The sequence below is a fragment of the Halomonas sp. E19 genome (genome assembly GCF_052439355.1).
Classification (GTDB): domain Bacteria; phylum Pseudomonadota; class Gammaproteobacteria; order Pseudomonadales; family Halomonadaceae; genus Halomonas.
The window spans coordinates 1,992,524-2,014,871 of the sequence record NZ_JBNFWU010000001.1; the positions used below are offsets into that span (position 1 = coordinate 1,992,524).

Here is a 22,348-nt window from a genome sequence, read left to right on the forward strand (position 1 = left end):
ACATATGGCGCCATCTTGCGAATTTATTGCCGCATTCCTGGCCGGCAAGAAAGGTAGCCTGTTAAGCGATACGCTGACACCGCGAGTGCCTCGCGACTCACCGAACCTAGAAGAACGAACAAGACCCTACCATGACCCTATCGCGCTCTGTTGCCCGTGAACGGGCTGCCACTACCTTCCAGGTGAGTCAAGGCCTGCTGCTGACCGTCACGCTGCTGGCCATCGCGCTGCTGGCAAGCCCGCTCGTCGCCGCCCAGGAGCGAGCCGCGGTGATCGGCGCTCACGCCAAGGTGCAGCCCTGGTCGGACCCCGTGGAGGCATTGGGCACCCTGCGCGCCGACGAAAGCGTGACGCTGTCGGCCACGGTCACCGAGATCGTGGCCGAGCTGAACTTTCGCGACGGCGAGGTGGTGGAGGCCGGGCAGCTGCTGATTCGCCTGGAAGACGGCGAAGAGCAGGCCCAGCTGCGTGCGGCCCAGGCCCTGCGCGACGAACGCCGCAGCGCCGTGGAGCGCCTCAGCCAGCTGCAGAGCCGCAACCTGGCCCCACGCGCCGACGTGGAGGACAGCCAGGCGCGGCTGCGGCAGGTGGAAGCAGAAATACAGGCACTGGAGGCGAGGCTGACCAATTACCGGCTGCGCGCTCCGTTCGACGGGCGGGTCGGCTTTCGCAATATCAGCGTCGGCAGTCTGGTCACGCCCGGTACCGCGCTGGTCACTCTCGACAAGCTCGACGTGATGAAGCTCGACTTCAGCGTGCCGGAGACGTTTCTCGCCTTTCTGGCGCCGGGCCTTCCCCTCACCGCACACAGCGCTGCGTTTCCCGATGAAGCCTTCGAGGGGAGGTGGCCATGATCGGTTCGCGCGTCGACCCGGTCAGCCGCAGCATCACGGTGCGCGCCGAACTCGACAATCCCGAACTGCGCCTGCGCCCCGGCATGCTGATGGAAGTGGTGCTGCAGCGCAGCCTGCGCCAGGCGGTGGTGGTACCGGAGTCGGTGCTGATTCCCAGCGGTGACAAGCAGTTCGTGCTGGTGATCGACGAAGCCGAAGACAACCGGCTGGTGCGCCGCCAGGTGCAAGTAGGTGAACGCCGTATCGGCCAGGCCGAGATCGTCGAAGGGCTGGAGGGCAACGAACTGCTGGTCAGCCACGGCCTGCAGCGTGCCCATGAGGGTGACCGGGTGCGACTGATCGGCATTGCCGATGACGACACCTCGATCCGCGAGATCCTCGAAGCGAACCGCAGCGAGGGCGACACCTGATGCGGCTGTCCGATCTCTCCGTACAGCGGCCGGTGCTGGCCACCGTGCTGGCACTGCTGATCGTCGCCTTCGGCCTGCTCGCCCTGCAGCGCCTGCCGCTGCAGGAGTACCCCGCCATCGACCCGCCGGTGGTCAGCATCGACACGCGCTACCCCGGGGCCTCGGCCAGCGTGGTGGAGACCCGCATCACCCAGGTGCTGGAAGATCGCATCGCCGGGGTGGAAGGCATCGAGCTGATTACCTCCTCCAGCGAAGACGGCCGCTCGCGCATCAATATCGAATTCCGCCTGGACATGGACATTGATGCCGCGGCCAACGACATTCGCGACCGCATCTCCGGCGCACTGCGCAACCTGCCAAGCGAGGCCGACCCGCCCGAAGTGCAGAAGGCCGACTCCAGCGAGGAGGTGGTGCTGTGGCTCTCGCTCTCCGGCGCCGGCTATACCATTCCTGAGCTGACCGACTACGCCGACCGCTATCTCGTCGACGGCTTCTCGGTACAGCCCGGCGTGGCGCGGGTGCGCCTGGGCGGAGGGCGCGAATACGCCATGCGCGTATGGCTGGACCGCAACGCGCTGGCCGCACGCAACCTGACCGTGAGCGACATCGAGAACGCCTTGCGGGCCGAGAACGTCGAGCTGCCGGCGGGTTCCATCGAGTCTCAGGATCGCCAGTTCGTGGTGCGCCTACCACGCGCCTTCGTCGAACCGGCCGACTTCAAGCGCCTGGCCCTGGCCCAAGGCAGCGACGGCTACCTGGTGCGGCTGGGCGACGTAGCCCGGGTGGAGATCGGCTCGGTGGAGGATCGCTCCACCTTTCGTGCCAACGGCATCCCCATGGTCGGCCTGGGCATCATGAAGCAGTCCACCGCCAACGTGCTGGAGGTCTCGCGCGGCATTCAGGCCGAGCTCGAGCGCGTGCAGGACAGCCTGCCCGAGGGCATGTCGCTCTCGCTCAACTACGATGCCTCAGTGTTCGTGGCCGGCGCCATCCAGCAGGTGGTGGTCACGCTGTTCATCGCCCTTGGCCTGGTCGTGGTGGTGATTTTCATGTTCCTCGGCAACGTGCGCACCACCCTGATCCCCGCCGTCACCGTGCCGGTAGCCCTCATCGGTGCCTTTATGGCGCTGGCGCTGATGGGCTTCTCGATCAACCTGCTCACCCTGCTCGCCTTGGTGCTGGCCATCGGCCTGATCGTCGACGACGCCATCGTGGTGTTGGAAAACATCCACCGGCGCATGCACGACTACGGCGAGACGCCGCTGGTGGCGGCCTTCCGCGGCACGCGGCAGATCGCCTTCGCCGTCATCGCCACCACCCTGGTACTGGTGGCGGTGTTCGTGCCGCTGGGCTTCCTGCAGGGCAACGTGGGGCGGCTGTTCTCGGAATTCGCCCTGACCATGGCCGCGGCGGTGATCATCTCCAGCGTGCTGGCCCTGTCGCTCACGCCGATGATGGCCTCGAAGATCCTCAAGCCCTCGATGCACGAGGGGCGCATCGCCCACGCCGTACAGTGGCTGCTGGAATTCTCCCAGCGCCTCTACCGTTCTTTGCTGGTGGGCGTGCTCAAGGCACGGATGGCCGTGCTGGCAGTGTTCGTCGGGCTGATCGCCGCCACAGTATGGCTGGCCGATCGCCTGCCCAGCGAGTACACCCTCAGGAGGACCGCGGCAGCTTCATCATCCTGGTCAATGGGCCGGAAGGCGCCACCTTCGACTATGTCATGGACTACATGGACGAGATCGAAGCACGCCTCGACCCCTACTGCACAGCGGCGAACTGCAGCGGGTGGTGGTTCGGGCGCCACGCGGCTTCGGCAACATCGAAAACTTCAATAACGGCTTCGTCATCATCAGCATGGCCGACTGGGGCCAGCGCCGCGATGCTTGGACGATCATGGACGCGGTGCGCCGCGAGCTCGCCGGCCTGCCCGGCGTTCAGGCCTTCCCGGTGATGCGCCAGGGCTTCGGCCAGCGCATCAGCAAGCCGGTGGAGTTCGTGCTGGGCGGCGGTACCTACGAGGAGCTGGTCGAATGGCGCGACCTGTTGATGGACCATATCCGCGCCGATAATCCGCGCCTGATCGGCGTCGACAGCAATTATCAGGAGACCCAGCCGCAGCTGCGGGTCGATATCGACTACGCCCGCGCCGCCGATCTCGGCGTCACGGTAACCGAGATAGGCCGCACGCTGGAGGTGCTGCTGGGCGGGCGCAACGTGACCCGCTACCTCGCCAACGGCCAGGAGTATGATGTGATACTGGAAGGCGACCGCGCCAACCAGTCAAGCCCGCGGGCACTCGACAATATCCAGGTGCGCTCGGCGCGCACCGGCGAGCTGATTCCACTGGCCAGCCTGGTGACCTTCTCCGACTTTGCCGGGGCCAGCACGCTCAACCGCTTCAACCGCATACGCTCCATCACCATCGAGGCCAACCTGGCCGATGGCTACTCGCTGGGCGAGGCACTGGAGTACCTGGAGGCAGCCGCCGCCGAGGTGCTGCCGCCCCAGGCGCAGACCGATGTCAGCGGGGCCTCGCGGGATTTTCAGCAAGCTAGCGGGGCCACCACCTACCTGCTGATCCTCGGCGCGCTGGTCGTCTTTCTGGTGCTGGCCGCCCAGTTCGAGAGCTTCATCCACCCCTTCGTGATCATGCTCACCGTGCCGCTAGCCATGAGCGGGGCCATGCTGGGGCTGTTCGTCACCGGGCAGTCGCTCAACATCTACAGCCAGGTGGGGCTGGTGATGCTGATCGGGCTGGCATCGAAGAACGGCATTCTGATCGTCGAGTTCGCCAACCAGCTGCGCGACGAAGGGCTGGCCTTCCGCGACGCCCTGCTCGATGCCTCGGTGACGCGCCTGCGGCCGATCCTGATGACGGCCGTGACCACCATGGCCGGCGCCATTCCGCTGATCGTCTCGACAGGTGCGGGCGCCGAATCACGCATGGTGATCGGCACGGTGATCCTGGCCGGCGTGGCGGCCGCTACCTTCTTCACCCTGTTCGTGGTGCCGGTGGCCTACGACCTGCTGGCCCGACGCACTGGCTCGCCCGGTGACGTCCGTCGCCGCCTGGAAGCGGAGATGGCCGCGGCTCATGGCAACGACAGCAACGCCTGAATGCACCGATGAAGTGGAGGAACGAACGCCGGAGACACTGCTGCCACAAGAAGCCCGGCGCCACAAGCGACAAGGCCACCCTAGGGGGTGGCCAGTTTGCAAGGCATTTGTTTTCGCAGCGCTTAGCAGTCGTCGATCCGCTCACCCTCGATGACGGTCTGCATGGTCATTTCGCCCATGGGCGACTGGGTATGGATATTCACCCCGCCTTCCACGCGCTCGCCCAGAAATGCCATATGCCCATCGATATTGGCTTCACCGCCCTCGGCATGGCACACCATGCGGTAGTCGATGCCCTCGGCCGAGACATTGTGCTCGAGCAGCTCGCAGCCCTCTTCCACGTCGAGAAACTGGAAGTCGGCATCGTCCAGATCCCCTGGGCGATGCACTCCTGGTGGGAATCGGTCTGATCAGGAATGGGAATATCGCCAACCACTGAGGTCGTGCTGGTGAATTGCCACTGCCCGGGAACGATGTTGGGCTTGTCAGCCAGCGCCGACAATGGCAGCAGCAGCGCGGCGGCAGCCGCCAGGTAAACACGATAGGACATGAGGAATCTCCGTTCATTTTCGTCGTAGGCATGGCACGTCACAAGCTTACCTCACACACCCACCCAGTGCGAAAACGCCGGATGCTTATTCGGCCACCATGATGACGGCAACTTCCAGCTCGCAAAAAACAACAAAGCCCGGCCTTTCGGCCGGGCTGCATCTTGGCATCCCTACGACAACCTCGAGCGTCCTGCCCAAGCATCCTTGGAGTCTGGTCATCCTGACCTCGCCTTCCCTGGTAGAGCCTCCGTGCTCATGGACACCATCATGGCAGCTTGCGGTCGGGATGACACCCCGCCAATGCCAAGAATGTTGTAAGAGATTGCCGACAGGTTTTGTACTGAAAATACCTACTACGGCGTATCCCTTCCGACATACCTCCAAGAATCCCTTGGAAAGCAGCCCGGTGCAGCATAGAAGAAAGATAGGAGAGGAAGGCCGCCAGAAACAACGGATGGCGCCAAACTGATGGAGACACCAAAAAAAGCTGGTGCCACAAAAGAAAGCCCGGCCTTTCGGCCGGGCTAGATCTTCGCTTCCCTACATCCCACCTTGAGCCTCCCGCTGCTCAAGCTTCCCTGGAGTGAGTCGTCCTGACTCGGTCTTCCCTGGTGAGCCTCCCTGGCTCAGGGTTGCAGAATGCCAGGCTCGGCTGCGCCTGTATGTAACACAGGATAAGAATCGCTGTAGGAAATTGCTGACATAACACGTCAGCCAATTCCTCTCTTGGTGAGGTCATAGTGGCGCGCCCACCATCCTGGCCGTTCTGCACTATGCTCGGACAAAGGCACTGCTATGGAGGGCAACATGGACAAAGCGGTAATCGATGCGATTCGGGAGAAAGAAAACCTCCCAGACAGCATGACGGATCGCGAAATAGCCCAGGAATACAAAGGAACCTATACAGCAGCGAGAGCCGCCGTGAGCTTGCACCATAAGCCTCTCGACCAGGAGCTCGCGGATGCGATGGGCAAGGTCTTGCCTTTTATGCGCAAGAAGAAATAGCGGCTTGGCCAGGCCCGAGCTGCAAGCGCTCCCAGGCGGGTTCCAGCCACTCCAGCGATGAAGGCGATAACGCTGAATGCACCAAATATAAAGGGGAATCTAGCTAAGCGCTTGATTCCCCTTTAAAATTCTGTGGCGGAGAGGGAGGGATTCGAACCCTCGAAGCCTTTCGACTTACACACTTTCCAGGCGTGCTCCTTCGACCACTCGGACACCTCTCCACATTGTGGTTCTTCCACGGGGGCAACGCCCTTGTGCTTCAGAACGGCGCAAAGTCTAACGGCTTAAGTACGCGTTTGCAAGCCGGTTTTTCGGTTCAAGCGCATTCAGCCGGCGGCCAGCACGGCGTAGTCGCCGTGGGCTTCCAGGCACAGCACATCGCCGCACCAGAGCTGCTGGACAAGACCGATGCGGCCGCGCCCACGGCTCGTCAGGCGCTCCGCCAGGCTCGCCGGGCCCTGTTCGCTCTGGGCAGCGCAGACGATGCGGTAATCGCCGGTAACGGGGGCCAGGAAACGCTGGCTGGCTTCGGCCACGACGACGTCGCGGGCGTAGCCGCGCTGGCGCAGCCACAGGGTGGTCCAACACCAGCCCAGCAGGGTGGTCTGGGCGGTGAGCGCCCCGCCGAAACCGGTGCCCTTGTCGTTGAGATTGGGGCCAAGCGCAAGCTCCCACAGCAGGCTCTCCCTTCCCAGCGCATCTCGCGAATGCCCAGATGCTCGACCATGGGGATGGCATCCATGAGCCAGGCCAGGAACGCCTGCGGGTCGTCGCCCTGGCCGGGCTCGGGCAGCGGCAGGCGTGGGTGGGATATGCCGACCTCGCGCATGGGTCAGGTCCAACGCTCGACGAAGTCGCCGATATCATGCTCGGCAATGGGCTTGTGGCGTCCGCCGAGCTGGCCCAGATAGAGGAAGGCGATCAACTCGTCCTCTTCCTGCAGACCTAGCCCCTTGCGCACGGTGGGGTCGAAAGCGTACTTACCGCTGCGCCACATGGCGCCGAGCCCCAACGCATGGGCCGCGAGCAGGATGCCGTGGGCGGCGCAGCCGGCGGAGATCACCTGTTCGATCTTGGGTACCTTGGGCACATCGGGAGTGACCTTGGCGATCACCGCGATGATCATGGGCGCGCGCAGCGGCTTCTTGCGTACGGCATCGAGCGCAGCATCCTCAATGCTCGGGTCCTCACGGTACTCGGCTTCGGCGAACAGCTCGCCCAGCCGCTCGAGGCCCTCACCGGAAAACTCGATGAAGCGCCAGGGGCGCAGCTCCTTGTGGTCCGGCGCGCGCAGCGCGGCGCGATAGATCGCTTCCATCTGCTCGGGGCCGGGGGCCGGCCCCATCAGCTTGCCCATCGAGCTGCGCTGGTGCAGCAGGGTCAGTGCGTCCATACCAGTTCCCATGCCAGGTCGTCGAAATAGATCAAACTCTACCAGCTGCCCCGCTGGCTGTCGTGCCGGGCCTAGCGTTTGGCAGCGCTACTGTTGCGAAGGGCTTACTGTCTCGCCAAGCGCAGGGGCTCGGGCGGACGCTCGCCGGGAGTGGCGCGCCAAGGGCTGATGTCGAGCCCGCCGCGGCGCACGTAGCGCGCCAGCACCAGCAGTCGCTCCGGCTTCGCCTTGGCCATCAGGTCGGTAAAGATGTGCTCCACGCAGTGCTCGTGGAAGTCCTGATGCTGACGGTAGCCGATCAGGTAGCGCAGCAGGCCTTCGCGGTCGAGCTTGGGGCCGCGGTAGCGAATCAGCACGCTGCCCCAGTCGGGCTGGCCGGTGACCGGGCAGTTGGACTTAAGCAGGTGGGAGTAGAGCGTCTCCTCGACGATCGCCTCCCCCACCTTCAAGTGCTCGGCGCTGGGCGAGTAGGCGTCGATCTCGATGTCGAGTTCGTCCAGGCACTCCCCGGGCAGTCGACACACCGCCAGCGCCGCGTCGTCGACATCGAACAGCTCCACCGAAACCGGTGCCCCGGCGGCCTGGGCCAGGTCGCGCTCGAGGGTGTCGATCACCTGCTCGCGGCTGTCGAAACGGGTCTGGTTGAAGCCGTTGAGGTAGAGCTTCCACGACTTCGACTCGATCAGGTTGGGCGACTGGGCCGGCAGGCGAAAACGTGCCACGGCCACCCGTGGCTTGCCGCGGGCGTTGAGCCAGCTCACCTCGAAGGCGTGCCACTCGTCCTCGCCGACGAAGGGCAGCCGACCCTCCTCGATGCCCAGCGGCGCGCGATTGGCCGCGCGGGGAATGGGATAGAGCAGCCCGGCATCGTAGTGCTCAGGGTAGGCGGACTCGCGCCCCAGCGGGGCATGCTCGAGCGTATCGGGTCGGTGATTCATGAGCGTATTCCTTTGCCCCGCTCCAGCATCCACAGGGCGATGGCGAAGAGCACGATGATGAAAGCGAAGATGGCCGTCAGTGCCCAGCCTACCGGGATGTCGGAGATACCGAGAAAGCCGTGGCGGAACACGTTGACCATATAGAGTATCGGGTTGAGCAGCGAGACGTTCTGCCAGAAGGTCGGCAGCAGCGAGATGGAGTAGAACACCCCGCCCAGATAGGTCAACGGCGTGAGCACGAAGGTCGGCACGATGGAGACGTCGTCGAACTTGTCGGCCAGCAGCGCATTGATGAAGCCGCCGATGGAGAACAGCGCCGCAGTGAGCACCACCACGCCGAGGGTCAGCAGCGGGTGGGCCACGCTGATGCGGGTGAAGAACAGCGACACCAGGGTGACGATGGCGCCCACCCCCAGGCCGCGGGCCATGCCGCCCAGCACGAAGCCGGCCAGGATCACCCAGTTGGGCATGGGCGAGACCATCATCTCCTCCACGCTGCGCTGGAACTTGTTGGAGAAGAAGCTGGAGGCCACGTTGGAGTAGCTGTTGGTGATCACCGCCATCATGATCAGCCCCGGGACGATGAAGTCCATGTAGCTGAAGCCGTCCATCTCGCCGATGCGCGGGCCGATCAAGCTGCCGAAAATGATGAAGTACATGGCCATGGTGATCGAGGGCGGCAGCAGCGTCTGCGGCCAGATCCGCGTGAAGCGTTTGATCTCCTTGAGCACCAGGGTCCACAGGGCGATGGCGATCTGAGCAGGGCTCACTTGTTCACCTCCACTGTGTCGAGTTCACGCTGCGCTGCGTTGCCCTGCTCCACCATCGACACGAACATCTCCTCCAACCGGTTGGCGCGGTTGCGCATGGAGACCACCTCGATGCCTTGTTCATCCAAGGCGGCGAACACGTCATTGAGCCGCTGGCCGCGATGCACCACCACGGCGAGCTGCGCCGTTTCCACCTTGTGCACTTCGAAACCCTCGACCTGCGGGGCCTGCTCCACGGGACGCGCCAGGTCGAGCAGGAAGGTTTCGGTATCGAGCTCGGCGAGCAGCTCGCGCACGCTGGTATTCCGCACGATCTCGCCATGGTTGATGATCGCGATATTGCGGCAGAGACTCTCCGCCTCCTCGAGATAGTGGGTGGTGAGGATGATGGTGGTGCCCTCCTCGCGATTGATACGGCGCATGTACTCCCACATGCTGCGCCGCAGCTCGATATCGACGCCGGCGGTAGGCTCATCGAGAATCAGCAGCTTAGGGCGGTGCATCAGGGCGCGGGCGATCATCAGGCGGCGTTTCATGCCGCCGGAGAGCATGCGCGCGCTGCCGCCGCGCTTGTCCCACAGGCCGAGATCCTTGAGCAACCGCTCGGCACGCGGCAGCGCCTCGCGGCGCGGCATGCCGTAGTAGCCCGCCTGGGCCAGCACGATGTCGAGCACCTTCTCGAACTGGTTGAAGTTGAACTCCTGGGGCACCACGCCCAGGTGGTATTTGGCCCGGGCGAAGTCGCGGTCGATGTCGATGCCGAAGATCGAGACCCGGCCGGCGGTTTTCTGCACCAGCGAGCACACCACGCCGAGGGTGGTGGACTTGCCGGCCCCGTTGGGGCCCAGCAGGGCGAAGAAGTCGCCTTGCTGAACGTCCAGGTCGATGCCCTTCAATGCGTGAAAGCCGTTGCCGTAGACCTTGGTCAGGCCACGGATCGACAGCGCCGGTTCGGCCATGAGACATCCTTGCGTTGGGATGAAAAGCGAGTTCAAGAGATTAGGGCGTGAAGATTTTTTTCAAGTCGCCGCCTGGAAAAACGCCGAAACCCTCGCCCATGGGCAAGGTCATCAAAAAGTGTGAGAGGATGAGCCTTGGCATTGCTAAGGCTGAACATGTTGGAGCGGGAAAGGAGATTCGAACTCCCGACCCTCGCCTTGGCAAGGCGATGCTCTACCACTGAGCTATTCCCGCTTATTGCCTCTGGGATGTCGACATGGGCATCACAGAGTATCGAGGTGGCGTCCCATAGGGGGTTCGAACCCCTGTTCCCGCCGTGAAAGGGCGGTGTCCTAGGCCACTAGACGAATGGGACGCAAAAGCCAGGACGTGCTGGAGCGGGAAAGGAGATTCGAACTCCCGACCCTCGCCTTGGCAAGGCGATGCTCTACCACTGAGCTATTCCCGCATGCACGCACAGCTATGCTATCGATAAAGCAACCGCTACCGCAACCGGAAGATGGCGTCCCATAGGGGGTTCGAACCCCTGTTCCCGCCGTGAAAGGGCGGTGTCCTGGACCACTAGACGAATGGGACGCATTGGAGCATCTGCTCATCCTGCCGAAGCAGAAGTTGGAGCGGGAAAGGAGATTCGAACTCCCGACCCTCGCCTTGGCAAGGCGATGCTCTACCACTGAGCTATTCCCGCACTTCAGTCCCGCACTCCGGTACCCGTTGAAACCTGCTGCAAAACGAGTGGCGTCCCATAGGGGTTCGAACCCCTGTTCCCGCCGTGAAAGGGCGGTGTCCTGGACCACTAGACGAATGGGACGTAGCCGTCTCGCTTTCGCCTCAACGAGGTGGCGCGAATCTTACTCAAGCCCCCGAAGGCTGTCAACTGTCGCCCGGGGCTGGCCGAAAGGTAGGAAAACGGCCAAGCTTTGGGTGTCTGATGTCGACATCGCCACAGCAGGAGAGAGGCCATGCGCAAGAAGATCGTCAAGAGCGATGCCGAGTGGCAAGCCCAGCTCACGCCGGAGCAGTTTCGCGTGACGCGCCAGCAGGGCACCGAGCGTCCATTCAGCGGTGACTACCAGGTATCGGACGAGCACGGCATCTACCACTGCATCTGCTGCAATGCCCCGCTGTTCGAGAACGAGCACAAGTTCGAGGCCGGCTGCGGCTGGCCCAGCTTCGACCGCCCGCTGGGCAAGGCCGCCGTCGAGGAGCGCTTCGACGACTCCCACGGCATGCGCCGCACCGAGGTGGTCTGCGCCCACTGCGACGCCCATCTGGGCCATGTGTTCCCCGACGGCCCAGCCCACACCACTGGGCTACGCTACTGCATCAATTCGGTGTCCATCGCCTTCCATCCCGGCGAATAGCCCGCACCACCCTGCCGAGGCCGCCCTTCTGCTATGATGGGCGGCCTCGTACGGTTTGCAGGAGTGGCACATGCTCGGCTGGTATCCGGGACACATGAACAAGGCGCGCCGCCAGATTCAGGAAGCGCTGCCGGAAATCGACGTGGCGATCGAGGTGCTCGATGCCCGCCTGCCCTACTCCAGCGCCAACCCCATGCTGGCCGGCCTGACCCGCCACAAGCCGGTGCTCAAGATCCTCTCGCGGGCCGACCTGGCCAACCCGGAGCGCACCCAAGAGTGGGTGGCGCACTTCGATGCGCTGCCCGATACCCGCGCATTGGCGGTGACCACCACCAACGCCCGCGAGCTCAAGCGCATTCCCAAGCTGTGCCATGAGCTGGCCGGCCAGGTACGCGCCGATCGCGATGTGCGAGTGATGATCATGGGCATCCCCAATGTCGGCAAGTCGACGCTGATCAACGGCCTGGCCGGCAAGGCCATCGCCAAGACCGGCAACGAGCCGGCGGTGACCAAGCGCCAGCAGAAGGTACGCATCGAAGGCCGCGTGGCGCTGATCGACACACCCGGGGTGCTGTGGCCGAAGATCGAGGATCAGGCCAGCGCCTACCGCCTGGCCGCCAGCGGCGCCATTCGCGACACTGCCATCGACTATGTCGACGTAGCCGTGGTTACCGCCGCCGAGCTGGCGCGGCGCTATCCCGAGGCGCTCAAGGCGCGCTACAAGCTGACCGAGCTGCCGCCCTATGCCGCCAACCCCGAGGCCGAACAGGTCGAGGCCGACGGCCCGCGGCGCATCGACCTGATGGCGCTGGCCGGCTTCGACGGTCATGCAATTCTCGCCGAGATCGCGCGGCGTCGCGGGGCTTACGCGCCGGCGGCGAGGTCGACCTGCATCGCGGCGCCGAAGTGCTGTTGCACGAGCTGCGCGACGGCAAGCTGGGCCGGCTCACGCTGGAAACTCCTGCCGATATTCCCGTGCCGGAGGCCGCTGAAGAGTGCGCCAACGAAGCAGAGAACAACGATAGCGACACTGGCAATAGTTCCGCATAATCACTGAGTTCCGGCAGCACGGCTGACCGGAACCACCGGACACCACTGGAATCTCGGACACCTCATGGACACGCCCTCCCTGTTCAGGAAATCGCACAAGCTCGACAACGTCTGCTACGACATCCGCGGGCCCGTGCTCGAACACGCCAAGCGGCTGGAAGACGAAGGCCAGCGCATCCTCAAGCTCAACATCGGCAACCCCGCACCGTTCGGCTTCGAGGCCCCGGAGGAGATCCTCCAGGACGTGATGCGCAACCTGCCCACCGCCCAGGGTTACTGCGATTCCAAGGGGCTCTACTCGGCGCGCAAGGCGATCATGCAGGAGTGCCAGCGCAAGCTCATACCCAATGTCGGCATCGAAGACATCTACATCGGCAACGGGGTGTCCGAGCTGATCGTGATGGCGCTGCAGGCGCTGCTCAACGACGGCGACGAGGTACTGATTCCCGCCCCCGACTACCCGCTGTGGACCGCCGCCGCCAACCTCGCCGGCGGCCATGCGGTGCACTACCGCTGCGACGAACAGGCCGATTGGGCGCCGGACATGGCCGACGTACGCGCCAAGGTGACCAGCCACACCCGCGCCATCGTCATCATCAACCCCAACAACCCGACTGGCGCGGTCTATCCGCCCGAGGTGGTGCGCGAGCTGCTGGCCATCGCCCGTGAGAACGATCTCGTCGTGTTCTCCGACGAGATCTACGACAAGATTCTCTATGATGGTACCGAGCACGTCTCGACGGCGGCGCTGGCCGACGAGGACCAGCTGGTGGTGACCCTGAACGGGCTCTCGAAGAGCTATCGCTGCGCCGGTTTCCGCTCCGGCTGGATGATCTTCTCCGGCAGCGTGGCCATGCAGCGCGCCAAGGACTACCTGCAGGGCGTCAACATGCTCGCCTCGATGCGCCTGTGCGCCAACGTACCCGCCCAGCACGCCATCCAGACGGCCCTTGGCGGCTACCAGTCGATCAATGACCTGATCCTGCCCGGCGGGCGACTGCTGGCCCAGCGCGACATCACCTATGAAAAGCTCAACGCCATTCCCGGCGTGAGCTGCACCAAGGCCAAGGGAGCGCTTTACGCCTTCCCGCGACTCGACCCCAAGGTCTACCCCATCCAAGACGACCAGAAGCTGGTGCTCGACCTGTTGCTGCAGGAGAAGATCCTGCTGGTGCAAGGTACCGCCTTCAACTGGCCCGAGCCGGACCACGTGCGCATCGTCACCCTGCCCTGGGCCGACCAGCTGGGCGACGCGCTGGATCGCTTCGCCCGCTTCCTCTCGCGCTACCGCCAATAGCGGCACAGACCCGGCTGGTTTTTCACTTCGGGCTTGAAACCTCCGTTAACCAGCCGTATCTAATCACCAGATTTTCCGGGCCGCCCTGCGGCCGCTCACTTCCTTGATAGGCACGGAGATTCCGAACGATGATGCGAATTCTGCTCTTCCTGGGCACCAACCTGGCGGTGATCCTCGTCGCCAGCATCACGCTGCGACTGCTGGGGGTGGAGGGCTATCTGCGCGGCCAGGGCTTCAACTTCAATGCCCTGCTGCTCTTCTGCTTCATCGTCGGTATGGCCGGCTCGATGATCTCCCTGTTCATGTCGAAGTGGATGGCCAAGCGCGGCACCGGCACGGTGATCATTACCCAGCCGAGCAACAGCACCGAGAAGTGGCTGCTCGATACCGTCGAGGAGCTGTCTCGCGAAGCCGGCATCAAGACGCCTGAAGTCGGCATCTTCCCCGCCCAGCAGTCCAACGCCTTCGCCACCGGATGGAACAAGAACGACGCCCTGGTGGCGGTCTCCGCCGGGCTGCTCAACCGCATGCGCCCCGAGGAAGTGCGCGCGGTGCTGGCCCACGAGATCGGCCACGTGGCTAACGGCGACATGGTCACCCTGGCGCTGATCCAGGGCGTGGTGAACACCTTCGTGATGTTCTTCGCCCGTGCCGTGGCGCATCTGGTGGATAACTTCCTGCGCTCGCGCAGCGACGGTGCCGGGCTTGGCTTCATGGGCTACTTCGCGGTGGTGATCGTCGCCGAGATCGTGTTCGGCCTGATCGCCTCGGCCATCGTCGCCTGGTTCTCGCGCTTCCGCGAGTACCGCGCCGATGCCGCAGGCGCTCAGCTGGCCGGCACCGGCGCGATGATCAACGCCCTGGCCCGGCTAAAGGCAGAGAGCGAAATGCCCAACCAGATGCCGGATACCCTCACCGCTTTTGGCATCAATGCGGGTCAGACACGCAAGGTCATGGAACGACTGTTCGCTAGCCACCCGCCGCTGGACGACCGCATTCGCGCACTGAAGGAAGCCGCCTACCGCTGATCGCTCGGAATCAGCGCAACGCTACCTTGCAGACCTAAGGCGCCCGCCCCTGAGCGGGCGCCTTCTGCTTGAGCCACTCAGGCGGCGACAGGGGCTTGCCGAGAAGGTGCCCCTGGACCAGAGCAACACCAATCTGACGCAGGCAAGCCAGCTCCTCCTCCTTTCTACCCCTTCGGCTACCAGCGTAATGCGGGTTTCCGCGGCAAACGCCACCAGCGCAGCCGTTAGCGCCCGACTCTCGGCACGCCGGTGGATCTTGCGCGTGAGCGACTGGTCCAGCTTGATGACATCCGGCATCAGCTTGAGGATATGGCGAAAGCTGGCATAGCCGGCACCGGCGTCATCGATGGCCAGCCGCAATCCATCTCGCCTCAGCGGAGCCAGCGCCTCGGCCAGGGCCTGGTAGTCTTCCACCACGCTGTGCTCCGTCACCTCCAGCATCAGTCGTTCGAGTGGGTGCTGTCTCAACAAGGGATCGAGAGCCTCTGAAAGAAGGGTCTCGGGGAGACGTTCAGCGAGAGATAAGCACTTTCAGGCATATCATCGAGACAGGCCAGCGCAGAGCGAATCGCCTGCAGCTCCAGCATCACCTGCAGTTCCACCTTGCTTGCCTCGGCAAACCAGTTGCTCTTGTCGGTGGCGGGTGTGTTGGCAAAGCGGCTCAGGGCTTCATAGCCCACCACTGCCTGGGTGCGCAGATCGTGTATCGGCTGCAGCACGGTTCGCAACCCATCCGTCTCGAGCAGGTGACGGATTCGCCGGCACAGCGCTTGGTCAGCCTGGCGAACTGCCTCGTCCCGCTCCAGCTGGCGCGCCATGAAATCGGCAAATACCAGCATCATGGCGAGGTCGCGGTCGTTGAGCGTGGCGTCACCGCGCCGGTCGAAGGCACAGAGCGTGCCGAAGACACGCCCGTCCTGGAAGCGAATCGGCACGCTGATATGCGCCCCTATTGGCATCAAGCGGGTGGCGGGCAGTTCCAGCGCCGCCGGTTCGCACTGAGCATCGCGTATCAGCTGCGACAGCCGGCCCTCCACGATCCGCTGGCAATAACTCGAAGTCAGCGGCGAGGCGTCGCCTACCTGGATAAAAGGCGCCGCTGCATCATGGTCCACGATCCGGAACACACGCTGGCCATCCTTGAATTCAGAGAGAAATGCAACTTCCATACCGAGGTGCAGGCGGATGGCCTGCACCACCTCCTGGAAAAGCTTGTCGGTCGACTCGCTGACGCTCTCGCCACGCTCCTCAGCCTGGCCTATGAGACGCAGGGCACCGGCCAAAGTTGCTGCTGAACTAGTCTGGAGCATACCCCACCTACCATGCTGAATTTTGTTGATTTTTATTCACTTCCTGAGCATCCATGCGCCATGTCGAGAGAGCATAGACGCAGCATAGAGAAGCAAGCAGGAAAAATCGCCTATCCAAGGCACCAGCAATGCCAGACTTTGGCGGGACAAGGCTCACTCGGTCGGGCCGCAGGAAGGAGAACGAAGGGTAACGCTCAGAGAGGCTACGCCGCTCAATGGCGTGATGGGTGTAGCAGACCTACTCGCCGACGAACCACTGACCGCTAATACCCACGAGCTGCTGGCCTCTCTTAACGACAGCGTGTGAGGCCCACCAGAGGAGAGGCACGAAACCAGAGTGGCCGGAATGCTTGCTCAACCACCGGCGGTTTGTAGACGGTTGTCGTCTCGCCAGTCATGATCGGCATTCACTAAAGTTTTGCGAAGTCACGCGGGTCGCTACCCGTCGACTCGGGCCTCGCTAACTTGCTGGAAGCCGGCACCGTGCAGCCAAGCGGCAAGCTCAGTTTCGCCAGCGGGGCAGTTCACACTAAGCGAGGAAAATTCGCGCCGCAACGGATAGTCGGCGCGACACATATCGAAGCCCTTGGCCATGCCGAACCGGTAGCTTTCGCGCCGCAAGCTGTCGTGGTCGCGTCGAACATCGTGCACCCCGCGCACGCAGAGCCGCAGCACCTCTTCCCGGTTCAGCCCTTGTCCCAGCGTCAGCTGTCGCAGTGGAGGCGGCGGCAGCAAGGCCTGCATATCCAGGTCCACTGGCCGCTGCAGGTGGTTCGCCAGGGCGCGATAGATCTGGTAGGTACCGCGCAGCTTGCCATCGAGGCTATGGCCTGCAATGTGCGGCGTGGCGATATCCACCAGCGCGTGCAAGGCGCAGTCGATGCCAGGCTCGTGCTCCCAGACATCGAGGATGGCACTGATGTCAGCGCTCTGCGTCAGGCGCCGTTTAAGCGCAGCGGAGTCGATACAATCGCCGCGCCCTGCATTGAGCAGCACGGTCCCGGGGAGAGACGCGCGATTCGCTCGGCATCCATCAGATGCCGCGTGGCATGCCGGCCTTCGCGCACCAGCGGCGTGTGCAGGCAGATCACGTCACAGGCCTCGATCAGGGACTCCAGGTCATGGAAGCCTCCCGCGCCCTCGGTCTCGGCGCGGGGCGGGTCACAGGCGAGCGTGCTCACACCCATGGCCGACAGCCGCTGTTGAATTCGGCGGCCCACGTTGCCCACACCGACGATGCCGATACGCCGCTCAGCCAGGCGCCAGCCGCTGACGCTCCGCCAGGCAGAGCAGGCTGCCCAGCACATAGTCGGTCACCGCTTCGGCGTTGCATCCCGGCGCGCTGGCAAAGGCAATACCATGACGCGCTAGGGCAAGCTGATCGACATGATCGGTCCCGATGGTACAGGTGCCGACGAAGCGCAGCGGTGAGCCCTGCGCCTTGGCGGTGTCGATGGTGGCCGCATCCAGCCGCGTGATCGAGCGAATCACCAGCCCGTCGATATCGCGCAAGGCCTCGGCATCTATTGCTCGCCCCGGCATTCTCACCAGTTGGCCCAGCGGCCCGAAGCAGGCCTCGGCGCCAGGCACCTGGGCATCCACCAGCAGTTTCACAGCATTCTCCTTGCCAACGTAATTGCATAGCCCAAGTGATGGCCCTGCTCAGCGAAGCACCCCGCTGCTTGCCCTTTCTCGGGAAGCCTTACAATACCGCCTCGCAACCCCGCTGCCGCCATGCTGCGGCGAATCAACCCCCGTGGAGCCAATGTGATCGTTCGCTGGGAAAGTGACCACGACTATGTGCTGGTGCATATTCATCAGGACATGTTCGGCGACTGGATCTTCAGCCGCGCCTGGGGCCAGATCGGCACCCAGTTCGGGGGCTCAAGCACATGCTGGCCGAGGATCATGACCAGGCGCTGATGTGGCTTGCCGACGAAGCCACCATCCTTTCGTCACGGGGCCTGCGCAAGGTGCTCGAAGTGGAAGCGGAAAGCACCGAAGGCCAGGCGGCCGTCCGGCAACTGTCGCTGCTGGGCGATGCCTGACCAGACCAGGATGCCTGTCTAGGCCAGATAGCGCCGCCCAGCAGGGCGCCGAGGCGCATCGGGAGCAGCCGGCCCCCTCACCGGCTCGAGCGCCTCCCTTGCTCAAGGCGCTGCCAGGCTGCCTCATCCAGCCAGCCGCGCTTGGCCAGCCATGCCGCCAACCTCGGCGCCTCGAAGCCCAGGTCGAGCTCCTCGCCCGCCTCGTCCATCAACACCGGAATGCGCACGCCGTAGCGCGCCATCAAGGCATCGCTCTCGCTGATCTCGACCCTCTCCAACCGATACTCGCCCTGATGGAGAGCGCCCAGCAGCGCCTCGAGCTGCTCGCATAGGTGGCAGCCCAGGGTGGTATACAGGGTCAGGTGGGTCATGTCGCCTCCCTATGGCGCAGCAGAAACACGTGGTGCAAGTCGGGCCGGCGTTCGAAATCCGGATCGAAAGTACGCGCGGAGATCTCCTTCACCACAAAGCGCTCGGCCAGGGCCTGGTCGAGCTGGAAGCGCCGCTGATTGTTCGAGAATACCAGGGTGCCTTCCGGCGCCAGGCGCGCCATGGCCAGCTCGATCAGGCGCACGTGGTCACGCTGCACGTCCAGCGTGCCTTCCATCTTCTTCGAATTGGAGAACGTCGGCGGGTCGAGGAAGATCAGGTCGAACTCGGCCTTGGCGGTTTCCAGCCAGCGCAGGCAGTCGTCGCGCACCACTCGGTGGCGCGCCGGATCGAGACCGTTGAGGGTAAAGTTGTCGCGCGCCCAGTCCAGATAGGTATTGGAGAGATCGACGCTGACGCTGTCGCTGGCACCGCCCGCCTCTTGCGTACCCAACGCTGCCTGCACCGTGGCCGCGGCGGTATAGCAGAACAGGTTGAGAAAGCGTTTGCCGGCGGCCATTTCACCCAGCAGGCGGCGCACCGGCCGGTGATCGAGGAAAAGCCCTGTATCAAGGTAGTCGCGCAAATTGACCCACAGCCTAGCGCGCCCTTCGCGCACCTGGAAACGCTCCCCGGTACTGGCCTGCTTGCGGTACTGAGCCTTGCCGCTCTGCTTCTCGCGGCGCTTGATCACTACCTGGCCGGGATCGACGCCCAGCACTTCGGGAATCACCTGCAGCGCATCGAACAACCGTTTCTGCGCCTGGGCCGGGTTGATCGAGCGCGGCGGCGCATATTCCTGAACGTGGACCCGGCCGTCATAGACATCCACCGCCAGGGCGTACTCGGGCATGTCGGCGTCATACAGGCGGTAGCAGGTCTCACCCGACTGCTTGAGCCACTTCTTCAGCCGCTTGCGGTTCTTTTCCAGGCGGTTGGCGAACATCTGCGCGCCTTCGCTGCGTGGGGTCGGGCGGCTTTCCGCCTGGCCCTCGCCGCTCTCGACGGGTACGTCCATCAGCAGCAGCCGGGCCTCCAGCGGGCCGTTCTTCAGCGAGTACTGCTTGTCGGCACGCAGCCCGATGCGGTGGCCGAGGTCAGGGTTTGCAGTGAACACGGCCAGCCGCCAGCCCGGGAAGGCGCGGCGCACCCTTCGCCCAGCTCCCGGTAAAGCGTGACCAATTCGGGCAGTTCACCGAGCCGCTCGCCGTAGGGCGGGTTGGCAATCACCAACCCCCGCTCCGCCTCGCCCAGTGCTGCCGGCCGCTGCAGCTGGCCAAGCGCCTCGCCGTGAAATTGGATCAGCGCCGGGATGCCGGCACGCATGGCGTTGGCCTTGGCCGCCGCCAGCGCCGGGGGCTCTGGTCGAAGCCGTACAGCCGGTTGCGACAGCGCTTGCGGCCGATGCTGGCACGCGCCTCGGCCTCGCGTTTCAGCTCGGCCCACAGCGCCTCGTCGTGCTGCGCCCAGCCATGGAACCCGAAGCGCACCCGATGGAGGTTGGGCGCCATGTCGGCGGCCATCAGCGCCGCCTCGATCAGCAGCGTACCGGCGCCACACAGCGGGTCGACCAGCGCCTCGCCGTCGCGCAGTCGCTGCGGCCACCCGGCGCGAATCAGTAGGGCCGCGGCCAGGTTCTCCTTGAGCGGCGCATGGCCCACGTCGCGGCGATAGCCGCGCCGATGCAGACTGTCGCCAGAGAGGTCCACCCCTAGCGTCAGCCGCCCGCGGTGCAAGTGCGCATAGAGACGCAGGTCCGGACGCTGCAGGTCGATGCCGGGACGCGCCCGCCCCTGTGCCTGTAGGGCATCGACCACGCCATCCTTGACGGTCTGCGCGCCGAAGCGGGTATGGCGGATCTGCTCGCTGCGACCGTGGAAATCCACCGCCAAGGTGGCGCCGGGACGCAGGTGCAGGCTCCAGTCGACGGCGCCAACCGCCCGATGCAGCGCGTCGGGGCGCTCGATCCCTCCTCGCGCAGCAGGCACAGCACGACGCGGTTGGCCAGCCGCGACCACAGGCAGGCGCGATAGGCAGTCGCCAAGTCGGCCTGGAAGTGCACGCCGGCGACCGTCGTCCTGTGCGGCTCGGCTCCCAGCGCGCGCAGTTCGTCGGCCAGCAGTTCTTCCAAGCCCCGGGGACAGGTTGCCAGATAGGCGGATGTTGCGCGTTGCGATGTCTCACTCATGCTGGATGCCCGCCCCCTTCGGCCGGGTATATTACTTTCGTTACCATTTCATCTCGGTCTTATGACGAAACATAGGTCGACAATGCCCCCCATGATGGGCTAAAGGTAGTCATGGTAGCTACTGTAAAGACACATGTGTTCTCCCGGGGTCCCGTCAGGCCCCGAATGACCTCGCTCTGCCGTCGTTAATGGATTGATGCGGCTAGCGAACAACGGTGGAACGCCGGGGCGTGCATGTCGTGCGTCCCAAATTGGTACCTTTACAAGAGGTCATCCGATGAAAAGACAGAAACGTGATCGCTTCCAGCGCGCCTATCTTCATGGCTACAAGGCCGGCATATCCGGGCGCTCCCGCGACGACTGTCCCAGTCAGGATGTCAATATACGTGAATACTGGATGAGTGGTTGGCGTGAAGGCCGAGGAGACCAGTGGGCCGGCATGACCGGTGTCTCCGGGATTCACAAGAACCCCATGGTCTTGTAACACGTTTTTCCAAACCACTGTCATTGCCGGGTGTTCGACCCGCCAATACCATGAGCTAAGCCCGTGACAATCTCACGGGCTTTCTTGTGCCTAGCGGCGCGCCACGCCTGCCTTCAGCGCCTCGGCGCACTCGCCCACCAGGGCCGGGCCGCGATAGATGAATCCGGTATAGAGCTGCACCAGGTCGGCCCCGGCCGCTACCTTGGCTACCGCCGCCTCGCCGCTGTCGATGCCGCCCACGCCGATGATGGGCAGCTCGGGCAGGTGCCGGCGCAGCTCGCGAATCACCCGGTTGGAAGCCTCGAACACCGGCCGCCCCGACAGGCCGCCTTGCTCGTCGGCATGGGGCAGTCCAGCCACCGCGTCTCGAGCAACGGTGGTGTTGGCGGCGATCACCGCATCGATACCGCTGCGGGCGATGCTCTGGGCCACCAGTCCCACCTCCTCGTCGCTCATGTCCGGCGCGATCTTCACTGCCAGCGGCACCCGACGGCCGGCCGCCTGGTCCAGCCGGGTCCCCGCGTCACGCAGGGTGCCCAGCAGGGTATCCAGGTGCTCACCGAACTGCAGGTTGCGCAGCCCCGGCGTGTTGGGCGATGAGATGTTCACCGTCACATAGTGGGCATGTGCGTGAACCTTCTCCAGGCAAATCAGGTAGTCATCGACCGCCCGCTCGACCGGCGTGGTGAGGTTCTTGCCGATGTTGATGCCGATCACGCCGTTGAAGCGCGCGGCCTTCACCCGCTCGATCAGATGGTCGACGCCGGCATTGTTGAAACCCATGCGATTGATGATGGCGCCGCGCTCGGGCAGGCGAAACAGGCGCGGCCTGGGATTGCCCTCCTGCGCCCTGGGCGTGACGGTGCCCACCTCGACGAAGCCGAAGCCGAGCGCGCCCAGGGCGTCGAGGTGGTCGGCGCTCTTGTCCAGCCCCGCGGCCAGCCCCACCCGGTTGGGGAAGCGCAGCCCCATCAGCGACACCGGGTCATCCACCCGCCGTCCGCCGAGGCAGCCGGCCAGCTTCAGGCGGTAAGCCAGATCCAGAGCACCGAGCGCGCGGCCGTGGGCGGTTTCCGCATCGAGGCGAAAGAGGATCGATCGGGCAAGCGCGTACATGGCAACTCCGGGCGGTCGGGAAGGAAGCGGGCGGATTATAGCAGCGCCGCCAGAAACGACGAACCCCGCCAAGGCGGGGTTCGTCACGGCTCG

14 protein-coding genes, 7 tRNA genes and 8 pseudogenes are annotated in these 22,348 nt (G+C 64.3%); 9 read left to right on the top strand and 20 right to left on the bottom strand.

Annotated features, from left to right (window positions below; genetic code table 11):
* The first annotated feature begins 131 nt into the window (after positions 1-131).
* Both ACUDAL_RS10550 and ACUDAL_RS10555 read left to right on the top strand, forming a co-directional pair.
* Positions 132-1,264, top strand: a pseudogene (locus tag ACUDAL_RS10550) (efflux RND transporter periplasmic adaptor subunit).
* Positions 1,264-4,384: pseudogene (locus ACUDAL_RS10555) on the top strand (efflux RND transporter permease subunit). The pseudogenes ACUDAL_RS10550 and ACUDAL_RS10555 overlap by 1 nt, the downstream one beginning before the upstream one ends.
* Positions 4,385-4,506: 122 nt before the next feature.
* On the opposite strand, the gene ACUDAL_RS10560 reads toward ACUDAL_RS10555, so the two are convergent.
* Positions 4,507-4,773: a DUF3617 domain-containing protein gene (locus ACUDAL_RS10560; RefSeq protein ID WP_444678122.1), complete on the bottom strand. Its 267-nt coding sequence runs from the start codon at positions 4,771-4,773 to the stop codon at positions 4,507-4,509.
* Between the two features lie 969 nt (positions 4,774-5,742).
* Between ACUDAL_RS10560 and ACUDAL_RS10565 the strand changes: the two genes are divergently transcribed.
* The gene (locus ACUDAL_RS10565) at positions 5,743-5,940 is read left to right on the top strand and encodes a hypothetical protein (RefSeq protein WP_444678123.1); all 198 of its coding nucleotides are present in this window, start codon (positions 5,743-5,745) and stop codon (positions 5,938-5,940) included.
* A gap of 133 nt (positions 5,941-6,073) precedes the next feature.
* On the opposite strand, the gene ACUDAL_RS10570 is transcribed toward ACUDAL_RS10565, so the two are convergent.
* The 12 genes and pseudogenes from ACUDAL_RS10570 to ACUDAL_RS10625 all read right to left on the bottom strand — a co-directional run bounded on the left by ACUDAL_RS10570 (position 6,074) and on the right by ACUDAL_RS10625 (position 10,812).
* Positions 6,074-6,161 (bottom strand) — tRNA-Ser (locus tag ACUDAL_RS10570).
* A gap of 105 nt (positions 6,162-6,266) precedes the next feature.
* Positions 6,267-6,769 (bottom strand): annotated as a pseudogene (locus ACUDAL_RS10575) (YiiD C-terminal domain-containing protein).
* Positions 6,770-6,772: 3 nt separating this feature from the next.
* Positions 6,773-7,333: a nitroreductase family protein gene (locus tag ACUDAL_RS10580; RefSeq protein WP_444678124.1), complete on the bottom strand. Its 561-nt coding sequence runs from the start codon at positions 7,331-7,333 to the stop codon at positions 6,773-6,775.
* Positions 7,334-7,437: 104 nt separating this feature from the next.
* A complete protein-coding gene (queF, locus tag ACUDAL_RS10585) occupies positions 7,438-8,271 on the bottom strand; it encodes an NADPH-dependent 7-cyano-7-deazaguanine reductase QueF (RefSeq protein ID WP_444678125.1) in 834 nt (277 codons plus the stop codon).
* The gene (locus ACUDAL_RS10590; protein ID WP_086511757.1) at positions 8,268-9,041 is read right to left on the bottom strand and encodes an ABC transporter permease; all 774 of its coding nucleotides are present in this window, start codon (positions 9,039-9,041) and stop codon (positions 8,268-8,270) included. The genes queF and ACUDAL_RS10590 overlap by 4 nt, the downstream gene beginning before the upstream one ends.
* A complete protein-coding gene (locus tag ACUDAL_RS10595) occupies positions 9,038-10,000 on the bottom strand; it encodes an ABC transporter ATP-binding protein (protein WP_444678126.1) in 963 nt (320 codons plus the stop codon). The genes ACUDAL_RS10590 and ACUDAL_RS10595 overlap by 4 nt, the downstream gene beginning before the upstream one ends.
* A gap of 160 nt (positions 10,001-10,160) precedes the next feature.
* Positions 10,161-10,235: transfer RNA gene (locus tag ACUDAL_RS10600), tRNA-Gly, on the bottom strand.
* 45 nt (positions 10,236-10,280) lie between these two features.
* Positions 10,281-10,356: transfer RNA gene (locus tag ACUDAL_RS10605), tRNA-Glu, on the bottom strand.
* An 18-nt stretch (positions 10,357-10,374) separates the two neighbouring features.
* Positions 10,375-10,449: transfer RNA gene (locus tag ACUDAL_RS10610), tRNA-Gly, on the bottom strand.
* 52 nt (positions 10,450-10,501) lie between these two features.
* Positions 10,502-10,577 (bottom strand) — tRNA-Glu (locus ACUDAL_RS10615).
* Positions 10,578-10,614: 37 nt separating this feature from the next.
* Positions 10,615-10,689, bottom strand: a tRNA-Gly gene (locus ACUDAL_RS10620).
* Between the two features lie 48 nt (positions 10,690-10,737).
* Positions 10,738-10,812 (bottom strand) — tRNA-Glu (locus tag ACUDAL_RS10625).
* Positions 10,813-10,963: 151 nt separating this feature from the next.
* Between ACUDAL_RS10625 and msrB the strand changes: the two genes are divergently transcribed.
* From msrB to htpX, 4 genes and pseudogenes are all read left to right on the top strand, one after another.
* Positions 10,964-11,365 (top strand): peptide-methionine (R)-S-oxide reductase MsrB, encoded by a 402-nt coding sequence (gene msrB, locus ACUDAL_RS10630; RefSeq protein ID WP_444678127.1) that lies wholly within the window; start codon positions 10,964-10,966, stop codon positions 11,363-11,365.
* A 70-nt stretch (positions 11,366-11,435) separates the two neighbouring features.
* Positions 11,436-12,415, top strand: a pseudogene (ylqF, locus tag ACUDAL_RS10635) (ribosome biogenesis GTPase YlqF).
* Between the two features lie 64 nt (positions 12,416-12,479).
* Positions 12,480-13,712 carry a pyridoxal phosphate-dependent aminotransferase gene (locus tag ACUDAL_RS10640; protein ID WP_444678128.1) on the top strand — a complete coding sequence of 411 codons (1,233 nt, stop codon included), beginning with the start codon at positions 12,480-12,482 and terminating at the stop codon, positions 13,710-13,712.
* A 128-nt stretch (positions 13,713-13,840) separates the two neighbouring features.
* Positions 13,841-14,740, top strand: coding sequence for a protease HtpX (gene htpX, locus ACUDAL_RS10645; RefSeq protein WP_444678129.1), 900 nt, complete (start codon positions 13,841-13,843; stop codon positions 14,738-14,740).
* Between the two features lie 21 nt (positions 14,741-14,761).
* Here the strand turns inward: htpX and ACUDAL_RS10650 are convergent.
* From ACUDAL_RS10650 to ACUDAL_RS10665, 4 genes and pseudogenes are all read right to left on the bottom strand, one after another.
* A pseudogene (locus tag ACUDAL_RS10650) lies at positions 14,762-16,050 on the bottom strand (sensor domain-containing phosphodiesterase).
* A 438-nt stretch (positions 16,051-16,488) separates the two neighbouring features.
* A complete protein-coding gene (locus tag ACUDAL_RS10655; protein ID WP_444679358.1) occupies positions 16,489-16,794 on the bottom strand; it encodes a DUF3410 domain-containing protein in 306 nt (101 codons plus the stop codon).
* 147 nt (positions 16,795-16,941) lie between these two features.
* A pseudogene (locus ACUDAL_RS10660) lies at positions 16,942-17,357 on the bottom strand (NAD(P)-dependent oxidoreductase); the annotation flags it as partial.
* Complete coding sequence (locus ACUDAL_RS10665) at positions 17,302-17,664, bottom strand: hypothetical protein (protein ID WP_444678130.1); 363 nt, start codon at positions 17,662-17,664, stop codon at positions 17,302-17,304. The gene ACUDAL_RS10665 and the pseudogene ACUDAL_RS10660, both read right to left, overlap by 56 nt.
* Positions 17,665-17,817: 153 nt before the next feature.
* Here ACUDAL_RS10665 and ACUDAL_RS10670 point away from each other — a divergent pair.
* Positions 17,818-18,098 (top strand): annotated as a pseudogene (locus ACUDAL_RS10670) (hypothetical protein).
* Between the two features lie 77 nt (positions 18,099-18,175).
* Here ACUDAL_RS10670 and ACUDAL_RS10675 read toward each other — a convergent pair.
* Together ACUDAL_RS10675 and rlmKL are read right to left on the bottom strand one after the other, a co-directional pair.
* Entirely contained in the window at positions 18,176-18,469 is a 294-nt protein-coding gene (locus tag ACUDAL_RS10675) for a glutaredoxin family protein (RefSeq protein ID WP_444678131.1), read from the bottom strand.
* Positions 18,466-20,655: pseudogene (gene rlmKL / locus ACUDAL_RS10680) on the bottom strand (bifunctional 23S rRNA (guanine(2069)-N(7))-methyltransferase RlmK/23S rRNA (guanine(2445)-N(2))-methyltransferase RlmL). Before rlmKL ends, ACUDAL_RS10675 begins: the two are co-directional and overlap by 4 nt.
* Before the next feature lie 277 nt (positions 20,656-20,932).
* Here rlmKL and rmf point away from each other — a divergent pair.
* Positions 20,933-21,139, top strand: coding sequence for a ribosome modulation factor (rmf, locus tag ACUDAL_RS10685; protein WP_043516906.1), 207 nt, complete (start codon positions 20,933-20,935; stop codon positions 21,137-21,139).
* A gap of 90 nt (positions 21,140-21,229) precedes the next feature.
* Here the strand turns inward: rmf and ACUDAL_RS10690 are convergent, their stop codons facing one another.
* Positions 21,230-22,255 carry a quinone-dependent dihydroorotate dehydrogenase gene (locus ACUDAL_RS10690; RefSeq protein ID WP_444678132.1) on the bottom strand — a complete coding sequence of 342 codons (1,026 nt, stop codon included), beginning with the start codon at positions 22,253-22,255 and terminating at the stop codon, positions 21,230-21,232.
* Positions 22,256-22,348 lie beyond the last annotated feature (93 nt).

What these genes read in the sequence shown, in the direction of transcription:
- ACUDAL_RS10565 (WP_444678123.1), top strand. Translation starts at nt 5,743, where the DNA reads ATGGACAAAGCGGTAATCGATGCGATTCGGGAGAAAGAAAACCTCCCA.
- ACUDAL_RS10580 (WP_444678124.1), bottom strand. Translation starts at nt 7,333, where the DNA reads ATGGACGCACTGACCCTGCTGCACCAGCGCAGCTCGATGGGCAAGCTG.
- queF (WP_444678125.1), bottom strand. Translation starts at nt 8,271, where the DNA reads ATGAATCACCGACCCGATACGCTCGAGCATGCCCCGCTGGGGCGCGAG.
- ACUDAL_RS10595 (WP_444678126.1), bottom strand. Translation starts at nt 10,000, where the DNA reads ATGGCCGAACCGGCGCTGTCGATCCGTGGCCTGACCAAGGTCTACGGC.
- msrB (WP_444678127.1), top strand. Translation starts at nt 10,964, where the DNA reads ATGCGCAAGAAGATCGTCAAGAGCGATGCCGAGTGGCAAGCCCAGCTC.
- ACUDAL_RS10640 (WP_444678128.1), top strand. Translation starts at nt 12,480, where the DNA reads ATGGACACGCCCTCCCTGTTCAGGAAATCGCACAAGCTCGACAACGTC.
- htpX (WP_444678129.1), top strand. Translation starts at nt 13,841, where the DNA reads ATGATGCGAATTCTGCTCTTCCTGGGCACCAACCTGGCGGTGATCCTC.
- ACUDAL_RS10655 (WP_444679358.1), bottom strand. Translation starts at nt 16,794, where the DNA reads ATGCAGGCCTTGCTGCCGCCGCCTCCACTGCGACAGCTGACGCTGGGA.
- ACUDAL_RS10675 (WP_444678131.1), bottom strand. Translation starts at nt 18,469, where the DNA reads ATGACCCACCTGACCCTGTATACCACCCTGGGCTGCCACCTATGCGAG.
- rmf (WP_043516906.1), top strand. Translation starts at nt 20,933, where the DNA reads ATGAAAAGACAGAAACGTGATCGCTTCCAGCGCGCCTATCTTCATGGC.
- ACUDAL_RS10690 (WP_444678132.1), bottom strand. Translation starts at nt 22,255, where the DNA reads ATGTACGCGCTTGCCCGATCGATCCTCTTTCGCCTCGATGCGGAAACC.